Here is an 18721-nt window from a genome sequence, read left to right as displayed (position 1 = left end):
CACGTGATCCGTCGTCCCGTACTCATCGCAGTGAGCACCGCGCTTGCTGTCTCCGGCCTGGCTGCCTGCAGCACGGGCTCCACCGAATCCGCCGACTCGGGCCAGGAGTCGACCTCGAAGGCCGACTCGGGTGCCTTCCCGGTGACCATCGAGCACGCCTTCGGTGAGACCAAGATCGAGGAGGAGCCGAAGCGCATCTCCGTCGTAGGTGTCAACGACGCCGACATGCTCCTCTCCCTGGGCGTCGTGCCCGTCAGCATCCCCAAGGTCACCTGGGGCGGCGACGAGGACGGCACCACGCCTTGGTTCGACGAGAAGCTCGAGGAGCTCGACGCCGACATGCCGGCGATCCTCGACCAGACCGATGCCATCCCGGTCGACGAGGTCGCCAAGCAGACCCCCGACCTGATCCTGGCGACCTACTCGGGTATCACCGAGGAGGAGTACAAGAAGCTCTCCGAGATCGCGCCGGTCGTCGCCTACCCGGACCAGCCCTGGGCCACCGCGTGGGAGGACTCCCTCGACATGGTCGGCAAGGCCACCGGCCGCAACGAGCTGGCCGACGAGGTCGAGGCCGACACCCAGAAGCTCTACGAGGACGCCAAGAAGGACACCCCTGAGATCCAGGGCAAGACCTTCATCTGGGCCGCGCTGTCGACCGCCGACCTCTCCCAGATCCCGTTCTACACGACCGAGGACGCCCGCCCGGACTTCCTCTCCGACCTGGGCATGAAGAACGCGCCGGTCGTCGAGGAGAACACCAAGAAGGGCGAGTTCTTCGCCCAGGTCTCCGCGGAGAAGGCCAGCGAGCTCGAGTCCGACTTCCTGTTCACCTATGCGGTGGAGGACGCGGACGCCGAGACGTACGCCAAGGACAAGCTGGTTGGCCAGATCCCCGCGATCAAGGCCGGTCACATGTGGGCCTCGACCGACAACGTCGCCTCGCTCGCCGCAGGCACCCCGACGCCGCTGTCGGTGCCCTACGCCATCGATGAGTTCGTCCCGGGCATCGTCAAGGCACTCGAGGGTCAGTGACCCTCGCGACGACGCTCAACCGAGCCCCGGCCGCGGATCCGCGCGGCCGGGGCCGGTCGTCGATGCTGCGGGTCGTGATCCTGCTCGCCGGCGTCCTCCTGGTCGCCGTCGTCGCCTCGATGCTGATCGGCGCCAAGCTCGTCTCCCCGCTGGATCTGTGGCGTGAGGGCACCGTCGGCCAGGGCATCCTGGAGACCCGGATGCCGCGTACGGTCCTCGGGCTGTTGGTCGGAGCCGCGCTGGCGCTCTCCGGTGCCTGTCTGCAGGGTCTGACCCGCAACCCGCTGGCCGACCCGGGGCTCCTCGGACTCAACTCCGGGGCCACGTTCGCGATGGTGCTGGCGGTCTCGGTCTTCGGCATCGGCTCGCTCAACGCCTACCTCTGGTTCGGCTTCGCCGGCGCCGCGGCCGCCGCGATTCTCGTGCACACGGTCGCCTCCTTCGGCTCCGGTGGTGCGACCCCGGCCAAGCTCGTCCTCGCCGGTGCCGCGCTCGCCGCCGGGGTCACCTCGTGGACCACCGCCGTCCTGCTCACCGACAAGGCCACCTTCGACGTGATCCGGCTGTGGCAGGTCGGCACCATCGGCGGCCGTGGCTGGGACATCGTCCTGACCGGGCTGCCCTTCCTGGCCGTCGGCGCACTGCTGACCCTGGGTGGAGCCCGCACCCTCGACACGCTCGCCCTCGGCGACGACCTCGCGCGCGGGCTCGGACGGCGCACCGGCATCGACCGCGCCGTCATCGGCCTCGGCGTCGTGCTCCTCACCGGCACCGCCACCGCACTGTGCGGGCCGATCGGCTTCGTCGGCCTGATCGTCCCCCACATGGTCCGGGTCATGGTCGGCTCCGCCTACACCCGCGTGCTCCCCCTCTCGGCGGGCTTCGGCGCCGCCCTCACCCTCCTGGCGGACGTGGTCGGCCGGGTCATCTGGCCGCCCTCGGAGATCCAGGTCGGTGTGATGGCGGCCGTCGTCGGCGTACCCGTCTTCGTCTTCTTCCTGCGCCGCGGACGGATGGCCGGACTATGAGCGAGCGTCAGCGAGTGAACAGATGAGCGTTCAGTCGATCAACCCCACCGCAGTCGTACGCAGCGCCCGGCGCATCCCGCAGCGGCGGCTCGTCCTGGTGGCCGGTGGCCTGGGCGCGGCCCTGTTCGGGCTGTTCGCGCTCCGGGTGCTCGCCGGCGACTACATCATCACGCTGCCGGACTTCTTCCGGATCCTCGGCGGCGAGGAGATCCCTGGCGCGACCTTCATCCTGATGGAGTCGAAGCTGCCGCGGGCGGTCCTGGGCGTGCTGGCCGGAGTCGCCTTCGGCACCGCCGGCGCGATCTTCCAGTCGACCCTGCGCAACCCGCTCGCCAGCCCCGACATGCTCGGCATCTCGCTCGGGGCGAGCGCGTCGGCGGTCTTCGCGATCGTGGTCCTCTCGCTGAACGGCTCGGCGCTCTCGGTCGCCGGGATCATCGGTGCGGTCCTCACCGCCGTTGCGATCCGGCTGGTGGCCGGCAGCGACGGTGGCTACCGGCTGGTGCTCGTCGGCGTCACAGCCGCCGCCGGTCTGGTCGCCGTGATCCAGTACCTCTTCACCCGCGCCAACGAGTACGACGCCCAGCTCGCGCTGCGCTGGGTGACCGGCAGCCTCAACTCGGCCTCCTGGCCGACGATCCGGATCCTGCTCGTCGCCCTGGTCATCCTGCTCCCGCTGGTCGCCTGGACGGTGAAGTCGCAGCGGGTGCTCGAGCTCGGTCCGGACGTCGCCAACGCGCTCGGTGTCACCCACCGCTACGCCGACCTGCTGCTCCTGCTCGCCGTGCTGCTGTGTGCGCTGGCGGTCGCCGCGACCGGCCCGGTCGCGTTCGTCGCCTTCGTCGCCGGGCCGATCGCCCGGGTCCTCAACGGCGGGCGTACGACGATCCTCGGTGCCGCGCTGGTCGGCGCTGTCGTGATGGTCGGGGCCGACTACGTCGCGGCCTATGGATTCCCCGGCACCAACCTCCCGGTCGGTGTCGTCACCGGTGCGTTCGGGGCGCCGTTCCTGTTGTGGTTGCTCGCCAGCGGGCGGGCTGGAAGGCGATGACATGAAAGAGGCCAAGATGAGGCTCGCGGCGGAGAGTGTGAGCCTCGGCTACGGCGCTGATCCCATCGTCGACGAGGTCTCCCTGGAGATCCCTGACGGCCTGACCACCGTGATCGTCGGCGCCAACGGCTGCGGGAAGTCGACCCTGCTGCGCGGGATGGCACGGCTGCTCCGGCCCATCTCCGGGCAGGTGGTCCTAGACGGCAAGGCGGTCCACAAGCAGCCCACCCGCGCGGTGGCCAAGACGCTCGGCCTGATGCCGCAGTCGCCGATCGCACCCGAGGGGATCACCGTCGTCGACCTGGTCGGCCGCGGTCGCCAGCCCCACCGGGGCGCGCTGCAGCGCTGGTCGCCCGAGGACGACGCGGCTGTCGCCGAGGCGCTCGAGCTGACCAACACGCTCGACCTCGCCGACCGGATCGTCGACGAGCTCTCCGGTGGCCAGCGGCAGCGGGTCTGGGTGGCGATGGCGCTCGCCCAGCAGACCGACCTGCTGCTCCTCGACGAACCGACCACATTCCTCGACGTCGCCCATCAGATCGACCTCCTCGACCTGCTCCACGGGCTGCGCTCGTCGCGAGGCACCACCGTCGTGATGGTGCTCCACGACCTCAACCTGGCCGCCCGCTACGCCGACCACCTGATCGCGATGAGCGGCGGAAAGGTCGCCGCCACCGGCACGCCCGCCGAGGTGGTCACCGCCGACCGCGTCGAGCAGGTCTTCGGCCTGGAGTCCCAGGTCATCGTCGACCCCGTCTCGGGCACACCGATGGTCATCCCCATCGGCCGTCACCATCGACCCACAGCTCACCCCCACGCACAAGGAGCCTGACATGCCCGTCCTCGCCCGCGTCTCGGTGCGCTCCGTCGAGCGCCTCTCCCCGTCCTTCGCCCGGATCGAGCTGGCCGGCGACGACCTGGCCGACTTCGGCAACGACGGCCCGACCCTCGACCAGCGCATCAAGCTCCTCTTCCCGGCCACCCCGGGCGTGCTGCCCGAGCTCTCGGCCGAGGACTGGTACACCGAATGGCTCGCCCTCCCCGAAGACGAGCGCCCGCGGATGCGCACATACACGATCCGCTCGGTCGAGGGGGACGGCATCGAGAAGCGTCTGTACGTCGACTTCGTGCTGCACCCCGGCGCACACGGTCCCGGCTCCGACTGGGCCGGTGCGGCCAAGCCGGGCGACGAGATCCTGGTTGCCGGGCCCAAGCTCGGCGAGGCCTACGGCGGGATCGAGTGGCTTCCCGGTGACGCGACCCGGCTGCTCCTGGTCGGCGACGAGACCGCCGTCCCGGCGATCGTCTCGATCCTCGAGTCGCTGCCGGCGGACGCCACCGGATCGGCCTTCCTGGAGGTGCCGGTCGCTGATGACGTACAGGAGGTCTCTGCGCCTGAGGGGCTGCAGGTCAGCTGGCTACCGCGCGAGGGCGCGCCCGTGGGCGGCCCGGCCCTGGCCGCCGTCGGTGGGCTGCTCGGCTTCGACGCGACGCCCGACGACGTGACCTCGGTCGAGGTCGAGGACCCGGACCTGTGGGAGACGCCGGACTACTCGTCCTCGGGCGAGGAGGTCGCCGGCCCCGACAACGGCTCCACGAACGGTGCTGAGAACGGCGAGGACGGACGCTACGCCTGGATCGCGGGGGAGTCCCGGATGGTCACCGCGCTGCGCCGTCATCTGGTCAACGAGCTCGAGATGCCGCGCAAGCAGGTCGCCTTCATGGGCTACTGGCGAGAAGGCGTGTCGATGAAGGGGTGACCCAGCGCGTTCTTGAGGCGTACGCGTGGTTAAGTTTGGTGCGCCCAATCAAATAGAAGGGTCTCGGAATGCAAGCAAGCATCCTGGCCGCGGACACCCTGATCCAGGCCAACGCGGTCGACTATCTCCTGATCGCGATCTACTTCGCGTTCGTTCTCGGCATCGGCTTCCTGGCCAGCCGCGGCATGTCGAGCTCGGTCGACTTCTTCCTCTCGGGTAGGTCCCTGCCCGCGTGGGTCACCGGTCTCGCCTTCATCTCAGCAAACCTCGGCGCGGTCGAGATCATGGGGATGTCGGCAACGGGGGCGCAGGTCGGCCTCCCCACCGTCCATTACTTCTGGATCGGTGCCATCCCGGCCATGCTGTTCCTGGGCGTCGTGATGATGCCCTTCTACTACGGCTCGAAGGTGCGCTCGGTCCCCGAGTTCATGAAACGCCGTTTCGGCACCGGCGCCCACCTGGTCAACGCGCTCTCGTTCGCGGTGGCGCAGCTGCTCATCGCCGGCATCAACCTCTACCTGCTCGGCTCCATCGTGCACGCGCTGCTCGGCTGGCCGTTGTGGGTGGCGCTGATCGTGGCCGCGGTGATCGTGCTCTCCTACATCACCCTCGGTGGTCTGAAGGCCGCGATCTACAACGAGGTGCTGCAGTTCTTCGTGATCGTCGCCGGTCTGCTGCCGCTGACCCTCCTGGGCCTCCACCGGGTGGGCGGCTGGGACGGTCTGACCTCGCAGATCGAGAAGGCCGCGGCCGCCAACCCCGACACCATCGCGCCCGCCGCCGACCAGCTCAACTCCTGGCCCGGCGCCGCCCTGACCGGCTTCTCCTCCGACTTCCTCTCGGTCGTCGGCATCGTGTTCGGTCTCGGCTTCGTGCTCTCCTTCGGCTACTGGACGACCAACTTCGTCGAGGTCCAGCGAGCGATGGCCGCCGACTCGATCAGCGCGGCCCGCAAGACGCCGATCATCGGTGCGTACCCGAAGATGTTCATCCCGTTCATCACCATCCTCCCCGGCATGATCGCGGCGGTCCTGGTCACCGAGATCGCACGGACGAAGGCGGGGGAGTCGGTCGCCGGCGGTGCCTCGGGTGAGGGCGTGACCTACAACGACTCGCTGCTCTATCTGATGGCGGAGGTGCTGCCGAACGGTCTGCTCGGCCTGGCGATCACCGGTCTTCTGGCGGCGTTCATGGCCGGTATGGCGGCCAACGTCTCCGCCTTCAACACGGTGGTGTCCTTCGACATCGTCCAGGAGTACATCATCAAGGACCGCCCCGACGACTTCTACGTGAAGCTCGGCCGGTGGGCGACCGTCGCGGCGACCGCCATCGCGATCTTCACCGCTGTCCTGGCGTCCAGCTTCTCCAACATCATGGACTACCTGCAGACGCTGTTCGGGTTCTTCAACGCTCCGCTGTTCGCGACGTTCATCCTGGGTATGTTCTGGAAGCGGATGACCGCGACCGCCGGTTGGGCGGGTCTCGTCTCCGGCACCTTGGCGGCGGTGGGCGTCGGCATCCTCGCCGACGGCACGCTCGGCGGACTCTCCGTGGGCGTCCTGCCGCTGTCCGGTCAGGGTGCGTCGTTCGTGGCTGCCGGTGTGGCCTTCGGCGTCGACATCATCGTCAGCGTGCTCGTCTCGCTGGTGACCGCGCCGAAGCCGGAAGGCTCTCTGAAGGGTCTGGTCTACTCCGAGACCCCGAGGGAGGACCTGGTGGATCCCGAGGACGCAGGTCGCCCGTGGTGGCAGCGCCCGGTGCCCCTGGCGGGTCTCGCGCTGGTCCTGGTCACCATCTTGAACGCGATCTTCTGAGGAGACTGAGATGCCTAGCGAATCGAACCCGGCCAAGACCAACAAGGGGCTGCTCGGCACGCTGCTGTCGCTCTTCGACATCCGCAACGTGATCGGGTCCCTGCTCGCGGTCTACGGCGTCATCCTGCTGCTGATGGGCCTGTTCGGTGACCCCGAGGTCGACAAGACCGGCGGGCCCAACGCCAACCTCTGGGCGGGCATCGTCCTGCTCGTCGTCGGGGGCGCCTTCATCGCCTGGGGCGTGCTCCGGCCGGTCGTGCCGGACGCTCCTCACCCCAGCAAGGAGAAGTAGCCCCCTCCCTCCCGGGCTCAGAGCCCGATGAGGGTGATGTCACCACTCACGGTGGTGGTGCGGAGCTCGACGTAGGGCTCACCCGCGGCCGGTGCGCCAGCGCTCTCGACAGTGCTGGTGCACCGGCCGGTCACCGTGTTGACGTCGGTCCACACCGGGGTGCCGTTCGGGATCCCGATACGTACGTCGGAGGAGGCGCCCTTCACCGAGATCCGGCCGGCGCTGACCGAGTGGACCGCGAAGTCGCCCGCGCCGGTCGAGTGGCTCACGTCGCCCTCGACCTCGTCGATCTCCACGGTGCCGGAGCCGGTCTTGGTCTGCAGGTCGTGGACCGTACCGATCCGGATGTCACCGGATCCGGACTTGATCGAGGCGTGCCCGTCGAGGGTGTCCGCCTCGACGTCCCCCGAGCCGGACTCGACCTGGAACTCCTCGGTGACCCGGTCGATCCGGATGTCGCCCGACCCGGTCTGGAGCCAGGCGGCCCGGAGGACACCGTGGGTGGCGATGTCGGCGCTTCCGGTACGGGCTCGCAGCTGGCTGCGGGCGGGGGCCGTCACGCTGATGGCGTAGCGCCGCGAGCGGCTGAACGGGCCCTTGTGCGGGTCGATGATGTTGATCGTGTCGCCGCTCTGCTCGACGACCAGACTCTCGGCGTCGTCGCCGTCGATCTCGACGACGGTCTCGTCGGTGTCGGTCGCCTGGACCTCGAGATTGCCCTTGCCGAACTCGACGAACAGCTTGGCGGGGGCGGTGGACATGAAGGTGTACGTGCTCATGATGGTGCTCCTCAGGGTGTGCTGATCTACCGGACCGGCCGGGTGGCCGTCCGTGGTGGTGTCTCGAGCTCAGGTCAGAGCCAGCCGGTCATCCGGCGGTCGGACCTGCCGCGAAAGCTCTCGCGGAACGGATCGAGGCTGCTCATCGCCTCGTTGACGATGTGTGGGATCGCGGAGAGGTCGACGTCGACGTTGACCGCGTTCTCGCGGGTCGCCGCGCGGACCGCGCCGACGAGCCAGGTGTTGAGGGACTGGCCGGCCTCGGCCGCAGCCTCCTCGGCCTTCGCCTTGAGCGACTCCGGGATGCGGAGGGTCACTCGGGCGAGGGCGTCGTCGCCCTCCGGCTCCGGCGGCGCCGGAGGAGCAGGGGGAGCGGGCGGTGTCGGCGGCGTCGGGGGAACCGGCTCGGCGAGCTCGGGAAGCGTGACCCCGAACTCCAGGTCGCGGCCCCGCAGACGTACGTCCACGTTGCCGGTCGGCAGCTCCGCCGTGATCTCCGCGGCCGCCTGGCTCACCGCCTCCATCACCGCCAGCCGAGCGGCCGGGTCGAGTGCGTAGGTGAGCCGCTCCGCGGTCTCCCGCGCCTCCGGTCCCGATGCCTCGGCCGCGGCCAGCAGGTCCCGTCGCAGGCTGTCGATGTAAGGCGTGATGTCCATACGCACCACTATGACATCATCGTGACGTCATCACAAGCCCAATCTGACGCCACATGATGTCAGGCCTCTCGCCGAGGCGTCACCCCCGTCGGCCGAGAGGTCACGCGCGTCGGGCGAGCGGGCACGCTGGTGCCGTCTCGGCCGACGCGAGCGACGTCTCGGCTAAATGACGATGACACCTTGTGAATCACTCACAAGGTGTCATCGTCTGGTGCAGCGGACTGCGCTGGGGTCAGAGGTCGAAGAGCGACCCTGCCTCGTGGATGTCGACGTCGGTACGCGGCGCGTGAGCCTCTCCGCTCACGGCCGGTGCCGGCTTCGGCTCCGGCGCGGGGGCGGCCTTCTCGGGCTCGGGCTCAGGCTCGGGCTCGGCCGGGGTCTCCACCTCGACCGCCGCTTCTTCGGCGGGTGCGGCGGGTGCCTCGTCGACCACGGTCTCCGGGGCGGCCTCGGCCACGGGTGCGGCCTCAGCGGGGGCGGGAGCAGCCGGAGCTGCGGCCGCGACTGCGCCCTCGGGGGCCTCGATGTCGAAGAGCGAGCCGAGGCTGTCGAAGTCGACGTCGGTCTTCGGCTCCGAGGTCACTCCCGAACCTGCCACCGGCGCGGCGGGTGCCGCAGGCGCAGCAGGTGCGGCCGGGGCCTCCGTCGTTGCCTTGGCCGTCGTCGGCTCGGGCTCGCTGGCCGGGATGTCGAAGAGCGAACCGCCCGCGCTGAGGTCGATGCTCGGCTCTTCAGCGGCCGGCGTCGCAGCCGGGGCCGCGGGCTCGGCTGCCGGAGCAGTCTTCGCCTCAGGCGCCGGTGCGGCCTCCTCGGCAGGTGCGGCCGGGATGTCGAAGAGCGAGCCGCCTCCGCCGAGGTCGACGGCAGGCTCCTGGGCAGGCGCCGGAGCGGCCGGGGCTGCCTTCGCCTCGGGTGCGGCAGCGGGCTCCGCCTCCTGAGCCGGTACGTCGAAGAGCGACCCACCAGCCCCGAGATCCGCAGCAGGCTTCTCCGCAGGCTTGTCGGCCGGCACGTCGAAGAGCGAGCCACCCGACGCCGGGGTCTCCTCGGCAGGTGCCTCCGCAGGCGTGTCGAAGAGCGACCCGCTGTCGTCGAACAGCGACCCACCGGAGGCCGGCTTCTCGGGCTCAGCGGCCGGAGCGGGGGTGTCGAAGAGCGAACCGCCACCCGACGTACCTCCCGAGGCCGGCTCGGCCGGGGCAGGGGTGTCGAAGAGCGAGGACGCGTCGGCCGGAGCCTTCGCGGTCTCGGTGGTCTCAGCCTCGGCGGGGGAGTCGAAGAGCGACGAACCCGCAGCGGCGGTGGCGGCACCGGCGGCCGGAGCGGCTTCCTCGACTGCCGGAGCCGCCTTGGCGGCTGCACCGACCTTCGCGCCCTCACCCGGGGCCAGCTTGGTCGCCTGCTCGCCCTTCACGGACGCGAGCAGCATCTGCGCGACGTCGAGCACCTCGACCTCTTCGCGTGCGGCACCGTTGGCCTGGGCCTTGGTCAGGCCGTCGGAGAGCATGACGCGGCAGAACGGGCAGCCGACGGCGATCTGGTCGGCACCGGTGGCGACGGCCTCGTCGGTGCGGTTCTCGTTGATCCGCGACCCGATCTTCTCCTCCATCCACATCCGGGCGCCGCCGGCGCCACAGCAGAAGGAGCGCTCGGAGTTGCGGGGCATCTCCTTGTATTCCGCACCCGGCATGATCTGCAGCAGCTCGCGGGGCGGCTCGTAGACGCCGTTGTGGCGACCGATGTAGCAGGGGTCGTGGTAGGTGATCGAGCGCTTGTGGGCGCCGGCGCCGTCCGCGACCGGGGTCAGCTTGCCCTCGCGGACGAGGCGGTTGAGCAGCTGGGTGTGGTGGACGACCTCGAGCTCGATGCCGAACTCCTTGTACTCGTTCTTCAACGTGTTGAAGCAGTGAGCACAGGTGGTGACGGCCTTCTTGACCTTGAACTCCTTGAACGTCTCGACGTTCTGCTGAGCCAGGCCCTGGAAGACGAACTCGTTGCCGGCGCGGCGGGCGGAGTCGCCGGTGCAGGTCTCGCCGTTGCCGAGTACGCCGAAGGAGACCCCGGCCATGTCGAGCAGCTCGGCCACGGCGCGGGTGGTCTTCTTGGCCCGGTCCTCGTAGGCGCCGGCACAGCCGACCCAGAACAGCCAGTCGACCTCCTCGAGCGACTCGATGTCCTTGCCGACCTCCTTGACGTCGAAGGGCAGGTCCTTGGCCCAGTCCATGCGCGCGTTGGCGTTCATGTTCCAGGGGTTGCCCTTGCCCTCGAGGCCCTTGAAGAGGCCGTTGAGCTCGGAGGGGAAGTTCGACTCGACGAGCACCTGGTAGCGGCGCATGTCCATGATGTGGTCGACGTGCTCGATGTCGACGGGGCACTGCTGGACGCAGGCACCGCAGGACGTGCAGGACCAGAGGACGTCCTCGTCGATGACGAAGCCGCCGTCCTCCGGGTTGTAGAACCAGTCGAGGACCTCTGCGTTGCCCTCGGCGCCTTCCGGGGCGCCGTCGGCCTTGCCGATGAGGGGCTTCTCCTTGAGGTCGCCGTCGGAGGCTGCGGCGTACGCGTGCTCGCGCAGGCCCATCATCAGCAGCTTGGGCGAGAGCGGCTTCTCGGTGTTCCAGGCGGGGCACTGCGACTGGCAGCGACCACACTCGGTGCAGGTGGTGAAGTCGAGGATGCCCTTCCAGGAGAAGTCCTGGATCGAGCCGACACCGAGGATGGCGTCCTCGGGGATCCGGTCCTCCTCGACGTCCTCGAGGGTGACGGGCTTGCCGTCGATGAGCATCGGCTTGATCGCGCCGAGCGCGGTGCCGAGCGGGCGGGCGCCGTCAGCAGCAGACGTACGCGAACCCGGCTCGCGCTTGAACCAGATGTTGAACCAGGCGGTGAAGCGGTGCCAGGCGACACCCATCGTCAGGTTGGACGAGATCACCATGAGCCAGATCAGCGCGGACAGGATCTTGAAGGCCGCGATGAGGTAGATGATGTTCTCCAGCGACCCGATCGCGTCGGGACCGGTCGGGTAGAGGGCACCGAAGAACTGCGAGATCGGGAAGTGGAAGCCGGTGGCGTGCTCGGCGTGCTCGCCGCCGTGGGCCAGGGCCAGGTTGTACTCCGCACCGCGGATGAACAGGATCGCGATCGACTCCAGCAGCACCATCGCCTCGACGAAGAACGCCTGCCACATGACCGAGCCGTAGAACCGCGTCCCGCGGCCCAGCGTCCTCGGCTGGTGCAGCAGCCGGTAGATGATCAGCGGGATGATGCCCAGTGCGCCCAGCAGACCAAGACCCTCGGCCACCCACTCGTAGAGGAAGAACTTCCCGATGAAGGGGATCGTCCACTCGGCCGAGAAGAGCTGGAAGTACGCCGAGCCGACGGCGGTCGAGAGCACGATGAACGCCGCGAAGGCGAACCAGTGCAGGATGCCGACCCAGGTCCACTGCAACATGCGCGTGTGGAGGACGGTCTCTTTCAGCATCGTCAGCGTGCGGGCCAGTGGCTGGTCGACGCGGCTGATCGGCGTACCGATCTTGATGACCGCGAGCATCGACCTGACCGCCTTGGTTGTCAGATAGACGGCGGCCACCGTTGTCGCGAGGCACACGACGATGGTGATGATCTGCAACATGCCTAGGCGCTCCTCATCAGCGGGCAGGACTGCCGGAATGCAACCGAGCCTAGTGCTTGTGGTCGGTTCGGTTGCGTAAGGGTGGGTTGATACTACCCGCGAGTAACTTCAGATTGAAGAAACGGCCCGCGACCTGGGATAGGACGCGGGCCGTTTCTTAGGACAGCCTCAGTGGATCAAGGCCTCACTTGTTGGCGTTCACCTTGAACTTCGCGTGACCGATGTTCACGACCGTCTTGGTGCCCTCGGTCGCGTCGAGGAGCGTCAGCCGCAGGGCGACGACCTCGACCAGGTTCTTGCTGCGCTCGACGACGACCTTGGTCTCGATCTTGGCCAGGCCGGGGATGTCGACGCGGGAGAGCGCCGACTCGAGCTGGGCGAGGGAGACCTTCTGCTTGCCGATGTAGATGTCACCGAACTTGGTGCCCGAGATGGACGTCGTCGAGCCCTTGCCCTTGACGAAGTTCGCGTTCGCCTGGGCGCGGATGGCCTCGATGCGGATCGCGCCGTCGCCGATGTTGACGTTGGCGACCTCACCGAAGGTGTAACCCCCGGCGGTGGTGCTGGTCTGGTTCGAACGCTGACCGCTCGTGAGGCCCTTGACGTCCACGATGTCGCCGACCTCGCCCAGCGGGACGTGGGCGATGGACTTGGTCTTCAGCTTGCCCTTGGTTCCGGCGCAGCCGGCGTTGGTCAGCGGGTTCTTGCCGACCTGGACGGCACCGCCGAGAGCGGAGGCGTCGACGGAGTTGGAGAAGCCGGAGAAGACGCCGGAGAACGCCTGGCCGTTGATCTGGGCGCGCGAGCGACCGACGATGACCTCGGAGTCGGTGCCGTGGAGCTTGATCCAGATACCGTTGGCGTAAGCCTCGGCGCCGTCGGCGTTGGTCTTCTCGACGGTGTTGCCCAGGCCGATGGTGGCAATGCCCGGGATGACGAGCGGCTTGTCACGGCCGGGGATCGGCAGGTCGATCTTCTGGCCGGGGCCGGCCGGGTCGAGGACCACGTGAGCGATCTTGGCCTTGGAGTCGGCCTTGTAGGCCTTGCCGTCCCACCAAGCCTGGGACACCGAGCTGAGGCCCTCGACGGTGACCTTGCCCAGCGGGCTCTTGTCGAGCACGACGTCGGCGATCTTGTGCTCCGAGATGGACTTGACGGTCGAGCCGGACTTGACGGTGCGCTGCTTGGTGGTGGTCGCACCGATCGTGCCGAGGCCGGGCACCTTGGCGCCGGCGGTGTTGTTGTTGACGTCGTAACCAGCCTTACGGGTGCACCCGATCGTCTGGTATCCGAGGTCTCCCGAGTTGGCCGGGATGCTTCCACCGGTCACGCGGGTGCCGAAGCCGCTCGCGAACATCCCGAAGGAGGTGTTCGTCAGTGCGGCCTGTGATGGCGCCGGCACAACCAGAACTGCGCCGACGACGGCGGCAGCGGCTGCGGACAGCGCGAACGTACGGATGCTTCGCATTGTTGGTTGGACTCCGATTCTGCGGTGGGGATCCCCCAAGATCCCCGCAACGGGGCCGTGCCACCTGCCAGATCCGGGGGAACCTGGCGCACTCCCGAGTTAAGGGGTGGCACATCGCTCAAACGAGAGAAAACCACGGAAGTTATCGGGACGGAGGTCCTATTTCTAGATGGCCCTTCCTTGCCATGGGTAACCCACCCGGGCATACGCAAACGGGGCCGTGACCTCGGATGAGGTCACGGCCCCGTTTGGGGCCACTCGATGACTACGGCGTCAGGTCGAGCTTGATTCCGGTGAGACCGTCGATGACACCCGTCACCGTGTCGAGCACCGGGGCGACGACGTTCTCGCCCAGCGACGGCTGCGTCGGTGCGGGGGTCGGCTCGGGCTCGGGCTCCGGCTCGGGTTGCGGGGCCGGCTCCGGTGCCGGCTGCGGGGCCGGTTCGGGAGCTGGTGCCGGGTCCTTGTCCGACAAGGTGTCCCCGTCGCGGGGCTCGGAGATCGTCCCGCTGGAGGAGTGAGCGCCACCGTAGGCCTCGGCGGTGGAGGGCGCGTCGTAGTCGCCGTTGGAGTGCTTGCCGCCGGAGGTGGTGCCCGGGGCTGCAGGGGAGAACAGGGACGCCTTCTCCGGCGCGATCACGCCGGGGGCGTCGATGACCTTCTGGTCGGCGATGTCGACCACGGGTACGGCGTCGTACTGGCCGGCGTGGGCCTTGGCCTGCGTGGTCTCGAGGCCCGGTCCGACGTTGGCCTGGGCGAAGGCCCCGATGCCGGCCGAGGCGATCGCCATCGCGGCGAGCGGCAGCAGCACGGCCTTCTTGTTGCGGGCGCGGCTCTTCGGGATCCGGTGCTCCTCGACCACGCCGTTCCGGGTCGGCACCTGCGCGGCGGCGTACGACGGCATCGCCGGGTTGGCGAACATCACCGGCCCGGCGGGGTGGAACTGCTGCGCCGTGTAGGGGCTCGGCTGGTAGGCGTACTGCGGCAGCTGGGTGTGCGGAGGCATCGGGCGCTGGTAGGTGGCCCGCGGCGGCTGGGAGTAGCCGGCGTCGGAGTGTCGCAGGACGAGCGCCGTGCCGGGCTGCGGCGGTGGTGTGTACGGCGTGTGGTGCGGTCGCACTCGCTCGACGGCTGGGTTCGTCTTGGGATTGGTGAACCACGACTCGTCCGCCGGCGACAACCCCTCGAGAGCGCGGCGGGCGATCTCGAGGGGTTCGGGCGCGGTGTCGTTCGTGGGGAGCATCGGTGTGGCGGGGTGTCGAGCCGGCGTGGGTGGGACGTTCGAGTGGTCCCCCGTCGCGGGCCGACGATTCGCTTCAGTCATCTGACGCTGTCTCCTGAGCGCGTAGCGAGTGTCGGTAGTGTCGCGCAGCACGTAACGGAACCAGAATCTCGCCTGCTTGTCACCTTCTTCTCAGAAAAAAGTTACTGACAAGGCCAAATGCACCCCGGAGGTAACGAGGAAGATACGCCCGGGGGTATACCTTCCTGTGGATTACAACGCTGCGATGGCCTCGGCGATGCTCAGCGTGCGCCGCGCGGACTCCACGTGGAGGTTCTCCACCATCTTGCCGTTGTACGTCACGACGCCACCGTCGCTCGCCTCCCAGGTCTCGATGAGACCCTTGGCGTCGGACACCGCCTGCTCGCTGGGTGCGAAGCCTGCGTTGGCGCCCTCGACCTGGGCCGGGTGGATCAGGGTCTTGCCGTCGAACCCGAAGATCCGGCCCTGCTCGACCTCGGCCGCGTAGCCATCGGCGTCCTTCACGTTGTTGTAGACGCCGTCGAGGATGACCTTGCCGCTCGCGCGCGCGGCGAGCACGGCCAGCTGGAGGCTGGTGACCAGGTTGGCGCGGGCGGGGACGTGGTCGACGTACAGCTCCTTGACCAGGTCGTTCGTGCCCATGACGAGCACCGTCAGCCGCTCGGAGGCGGAGGCGATCTCCTCGGCGTGGAGGATGGCGTACGGGCTCTCGATCATCGCCCAGAGCTTGGTCTGCTCCGGGACGCCGGCCTTCTCGAAGGCCGCGACGAGGTCGTGCACCTGCTGGGCGCTGTTGACCTTGGGGACCACGATGGCGTCGGGTCCTGCCTTGGCGGCGGCGGCCAGGTCGTCGGCGTGCCACTCGGTGTCGGCGCCGTTGATGCGGATGGTGAGGTACTTGTTGCCGTACTCGCCCGACGTCACGGCCGCGGCCGCGTTCTCGCGCGCCTCCGGCTTGGCGTCGGGGGCGACGGCGTCCTCGAGGTCGAGGATCAGCGCGTCGGCGGTGATCGTCTTGGCCTTCTCGAGGGCACGCGTGTTGGAGCTCGGCATGTAGAGAACCGAGCGCAGGGGGCGGAAGGTTGCGTCAGTCATGTTCAGTCCACCTCGATGGCGTCGTAGAGCTCCTTGAGCTTCGGGTCGATGGCGGCCAGCTCCTCGGCGAGGTCGACGAGCACGAGGCACTGCTTGAGGCTGGCGTCGTCCTCCATCTTGCCGTCGAGCATGACCGCGCCGGTGCCGTCGCCCATGGCGGCGACCACGCGACGGGCGTGCTTGATGTCCTCGACGCTGGGGGAGAAGACGCGGTTGGCGATCTCGATCTGCTTGGGGTGCAGGCTCCAGGTGCCGACGCAGCCGAGCAGGAACGCGTTGCGGAACTGGTCCTCGGCCGCGACGACGTCGGTGATGTCGCCGAACGGGCCGTAGTAGGGGTAGATCCCCGCCGCGGCGCAGGCGTCGACCATCTTCGCGATCGTGTAGTGCCACAGGTCCTGCTGGAAGACCGTGCGGTTGCCGTGGATGTCGCCGTCGACCGGGTCCTGGCGGACCAGGTAGCCCGGGTGGCCGCCGCCGACGCGGGTGGTCTTCATCTTGCGGTCGGCCGCGAGGTCGGCCGGGCCGAGGCTGATGCCCTGCATGCGCGGGGAGGCGAGCGCGATCTCCTCGACGTTGGCCACGCCGCGCGCGGTCTCGAGGATGGCGTGGATGAGGATCGGCTTCTGTACGCCGCCCTTGGCCTCGAGCTGCGCGAGCAGCCGGTCCACGTAGTGGATGTCCTCGGGACCCTGCACCTTCGGCACCATCACTACGTCGAGCTTGTCGCCGATCTCGGTGACCAGGGTGATCAGGTCGTCGAGCACCCACGGGGAGTCGAGCGAGTTGATCCGGGTCCACAGCTGCGTGGGCCCGAAGTCTGTCTCGGAGGCGATCTTCACCAGACCCTCGCGCGCGGCGACCTTGTTGTCGGCCTTGACGGCGTCCTCCAGGTTGCCGAGGAGCACGTCGACGGTGCCGACCATGGCGGGCACCTTGGCCGCCATCTTCGGGTTCGACGGGTCGAAGAAATGGATCGCACGACTCGGCCGTGCCGGGATCTCCCGCAGTGGTGCGGGAGCGCCCACCGCCAACGGTGCGAAGAAGTCCTTGGGGCTCTTGTGACTCATGCCGGTCACCCTAACGGCCGGCGGTTACCGGCCGGTAGGCGTCTCGGCTTGTAACGATCACGACCGGCGTCGGGAGGGATGGTCCTTCGGGACCTGGGCGCCGTGACGGATCCGGGCGCCGGCGTCGAAGCCGGCGAGGACGGAGCGGACGGTGCTGCGGACCTTGCTGGGGTTCTTCTTGTAGTTGGTCATGACTCCAGAGTGCTCTCGTGGAGCCCTCTGGAGGAGTGGCAGGATTGACTAAGAATGATAGATTCTTGCCATGCCAGCAAAGCCGTCCATCGCCATCCCGATCGTCGACGGGATGACCCTGTTCGAGATCGGGATGCCGCTCGAGGCGCTCGGCTACGACTGGGACCATGACGCCAGCCCGCTCTACGACGTGGTGCTGTGCGGTGACCTGCGCGGGGTGCGGGTCCACGGTGGGCCGCGGCTGACGCCACAGCAGCCGATGGCCGCGCTGGCTGAGTTCGGAACGGTGCTGGTGCCGGCGATCCGGCCGGGCGACCCGATCAGTCAGACCTTGATCCGGGAGCTCCGTCGGGCCGCCGCGGGCGGCGCCCGGATGGTCTCGCTGTGCACCGGTGCCTTCGCCCTGGCCGAAGCCGGGCTGCTCGACGGTCGCCGAGCCACGACCCACTGGCGGTGGGCGGAGCTGTTCCGGCGTACGTTTCCGCAGGTCGACCTCGACCCGCGGGCGATCTACGTCGACGACGGCGTGCTGACGAGCGCGGGCTCGGCCGCAGGGCTGGACCTGTGCCTCCACCTGATCCGCACCGACCACGGCCAGCATGCCGCCAACACCATCGCCCGCAACCTGGTCATCGCCTCGCACCGCGACGGCGACCAGGCACAGTACGTCGCGGCCGACCCGCTCACCGAGCAGGCCCACTGGCTCGACGAGCTGCGCACCTGGCTCCGGGCCAACCTGCACGAGGACGTCACCCTCGAGCGTCTGGCGGCGGCTGCCGCGGTCTCGCCGCGCACCCTCGCCCGGCGCTTCGAGCGCGACCTCGCCACCACGCCGATGCGCTGGGTCACCGCCGAGCGCATCGCGGTCGCCAAGACGCTTCTGGAGACCACCGACCTGCCGATCGAGCGGATCAGCCACGAGTCCGGCTACTACTCGCCGGTGACCTTCCGGGCAGGGTTCACCTCGGAGGTCGGCGTGACTCCGGGGCGATACCGGTCGCGGTTCTCACGCCGCGAGCACGACCGCGAGATGAGCTGACCGCTCAGCCGCGGCGCCACCAGCGGCGCTTCCGGGGCTGCTGCCGGCCGCGTACGTCCTTGGCGGCCGCCGCCCGGGCGGCGCGGCGCTCCCGCCAGGCGCCCAGGGTGGCGTCGACGTCGCGAGGCATGGTGATCAGCGGCGGGCCCTCGGGCGCGCCGTAGCGGGCCGCGATGACGCGCTCGTTGAACTCCTCGACGATCCTGCGGGCGCCGTCCTCGGTGGTCTGGGTGTCGAGGAGGCCGTCGAGCTCGGCGTCGTCCTTGCGGAGCTGGACCGACCGGGGGAGCACCACGATCCGCTCCCGCTCGACGAGCTGTTTGACCCACCAGTCGGGATCGTGGTCGCGGTCGAGGTTCTTGATCGGCTTGCCGGCGCCCGGGAGGTTGTCGAACTCGCCGCGCTGGATCGACCGCTGCACCTGGAGGTCGACCCACTTGGTCTGGTTCTCGATCCGGGCGGCGGCCGCCGCCTTGCTTGCAGTGTCGGAGAGAGGGGGCGCCTGCGTCTCAGGGCGCTCCTCGGACCGGTCTTCGCTCGTGGGCAC

At 69.0% G+C, this 18721-nt stretch carries 17 protein-coding genes; 8 read left to right on the top strand and 9 right to left on the bottom strand.

The features are described from left to right. Positions 1-3 precede the first annotated feature (3 nt). The 7 genes from ACFX43_RS09905 (at position 4) to ACFX43_RS09875 (ending at position 6980) form a co-directional block, all read left to right on the top strand. Positions 4-1035: an iron-siderophore ABC transporter substrate-binding protein gene (locus tag ACFX43_RS09905; protein WP_378820072.1), complete on the top strand. Its 1032-nt coding sequence runs from the start codon at positions 4-6 to the stop codon at positions 1033-1035. Then, on the top strand, positions 1032-2063 hold the full coding sequence (locus tag ACFX43_RS09900; RefSeq protein ID WP_378820070.1) for a FecCD family ABC transporter permease: 1032 nt from the start codon (positions 1032-1034) through the stop codon (positions 2061-2063). The genes ACFX43_RS09905 and ACFX43_RS09900 overlap by 4 nt, the downstream gene beginning before the upstream one ends. Before the next feature lie 22 nt (positions 2064-2085). Continuing rightward, entirely contained in the window at positions 2086-3114 is a 1029-nt protein-coding gene (locus ACFX43_RS09895; protein WP_378820067.1) for a FecCD family ABC transporter permease, read from the top strand. A gap of 1 nt (position 3115) precedes the next feature. Then, the gene (locus ACFX43_RS09890; RefSeq protein WP_378820066.1) at positions 3116-3946 is read left to right on the top strand and encodes an ABC transporter ATP-binding protein; all 831 of its coding nucleotides are present in this window, start codon (positions 3116-3118) and stop codon (positions 3944-3946) included. 1 nt (position 3947) lies between these two features. Then, complete coding sequence (locus ACFX43_RS09885; protein ID WP_378820063.1) at positions 3948-4874, top strand: siderophore-interacting protein; 927 nt, start codon at positions 3948-3950, stop codon at positions 4872-4874. Positions 4875-4957: 83 nt separating this feature from the next. Next, positions 4958-6688, top strand: a complete 1731-nt coding sequence (locus ACFX43_RS09880; RefSeq protein ID WP_378840820.1) for a sodium:solute symporter family protein — start codon at positions 4958-4960, stop codon at positions 6686-6688. A 10-nt stretch (positions 6689-6698) separates the two neighbouring features. Then, on the top strand, positions 6699-6980 hold the full coding sequence (locus tag ACFX43_RS09875) for a hypothetical protein (RefSeq protein ID WP_378820062.1): 282 nt from the start codon (positions 6699-6701) through the stop codon (positions 6978-6980). Positions 6981-6997: 17 nt separating this feature from the next. On the opposite strand, the gene ACFX43_RS09870 is transcribed toward ACFX43_RS09875, so the two are convergent. The 8 genes from ACFX43_RS09870 to ACFX43_RS09835 all read right to left on the bottom strand — a co-directional run bounded on the left by ACFX43_RS09870 (position 6998) and on the right by ACFX43_RS09835 (position 17135). Continuing rightward, the gene (locus ACFX43_RS09870; protein WP_378820060.1) at positions 6998-7759 is read right to left on the bottom strand and encodes a DUF4097 domain-containing protein; all 762 of its coding nucleotides are present in this window, start codon (positions 7757-7759) and stop codon (positions 6998-7000) included. A gap of 74 nt (positions 7760-7833) precedes the next feature. Further along, complete coding sequence (locus ACFX43_RS09865; protein WP_378820057.1) at positions 7834-8415, bottom strand: toxin-antitoxin system HicB family antitoxin; 582 nt, start codon at positions 8413-8415, stop codon at positions 7834-7836. Positions 8416-8647: 232 nt separating this feature from the next. Next, positions 8648-12046 (bottom strand): (Fe-S)-binding protein, encoded by a 3399-nt coding sequence (locus ACFX43_RS09860; protein ID WP_378820054.1) that lies wholly within the window; start codon positions 12044-12046, stop codon positions 8648-8650. Positions 12047-12230: 184 nt separating this feature from the next. Continuing rightward, complete coding sequence (locus ACFX43_RS09855) at positions 12231-13514, bottom strand: choice-of-anchor P family protein (RefSeq protein WP_378820053.1); 1284 nt, start codon at positions 13512-13514, stop codon at positions 12231-12233. Between the two features lie 265 nt (positions 13515-13779). Continuing rightward, a complete protein-coding gene (locus ACFX43_RS09850; RefSeq protein ID WP_378820051.1) occupies positions 13780-14757 on the bottom strand; it encodes a hypothetical protein in 978 nt (325 codons plus the stop codon). Positions 14758-15009: 252 nt separating this feature from the next. Then, the gene (locus tag ACFX43_RS09845; protein ID WP_378820048.1) at positions 15010-15873 is read right to left on the bottom strand and encodes an HpcH/HpaI aldolase/citrate lyase family protein; all 864 of its coding nucleotides are present in this window, start codon (positions 15871-15873) and stop codon (positions 15010-15012) included. 2 nt (positions 15874-15875) lie between these two features. Continuing rightward, positions 15876-16943, bottom strand: coding sequence for an HpcH/HpaI aldolase/citrate lyase family protein (locus ACFX43_RS09840; protein WP_378820047.1), 1068 nt, complete (start codon positions 16941-16943; stop codon positions 15876-15878). Between the two features lie 57 nt (positions 16944-17000). Further along, positions 17001-17135, bottom strand: coding sequence for a hypothetical protein (locus tag ACFX43_RS09835; protein WP_350718664.1), 135 nt, complete (start codon positions 17133-17135; stop codon positions 17001-17003). Between the two features lie 70 nt (positions 17136-17205). Here ACFX43_RS09835 and ACFX43_RS09830 point away from each other — a divergent pair, with 70 nt between their 5' ends. Continuing rightward, positions 17206-18174 (top strand): GlxA family transcriptional regulator, encoded by a 969-nt coding sequence (locus tag ACFX43_RS09830; RefSeq protein ID WP_378820043.1) that lies wholly within the window; start codon positions 17206-17208, stop codon positions 18172-18174. 4 nt (positions 18175-18178) lie between these two features. On the opposite strand, the gene ACFX43_RS09825 is transcribed toward ACFX43_RS09830, so the two are convergent. Beyond that, complete coding sequence (locus ACFX43_RS09825) at positions 18179-18721, bottom strand: DUF1992 domain-containing protein (RefSeq protein WP_378820041.1); 543 nt, start codon at positions 18719-18721, stop codon at positions 18179-18181.

Source organism: Nocardioides sp. YIM B13467, assembly GCF_042788075.1.
Classification (GTDB): domain Bacteria; phylum Actinomycetota; class Actinomycetes; order Propionibacteriales; family Nocardioidaceae; genus Nocardioides.
Note: the sequence above shows the minus strand (reverse complement) of the source record. Positions and strands in the feature narration are given on the sequence as shown.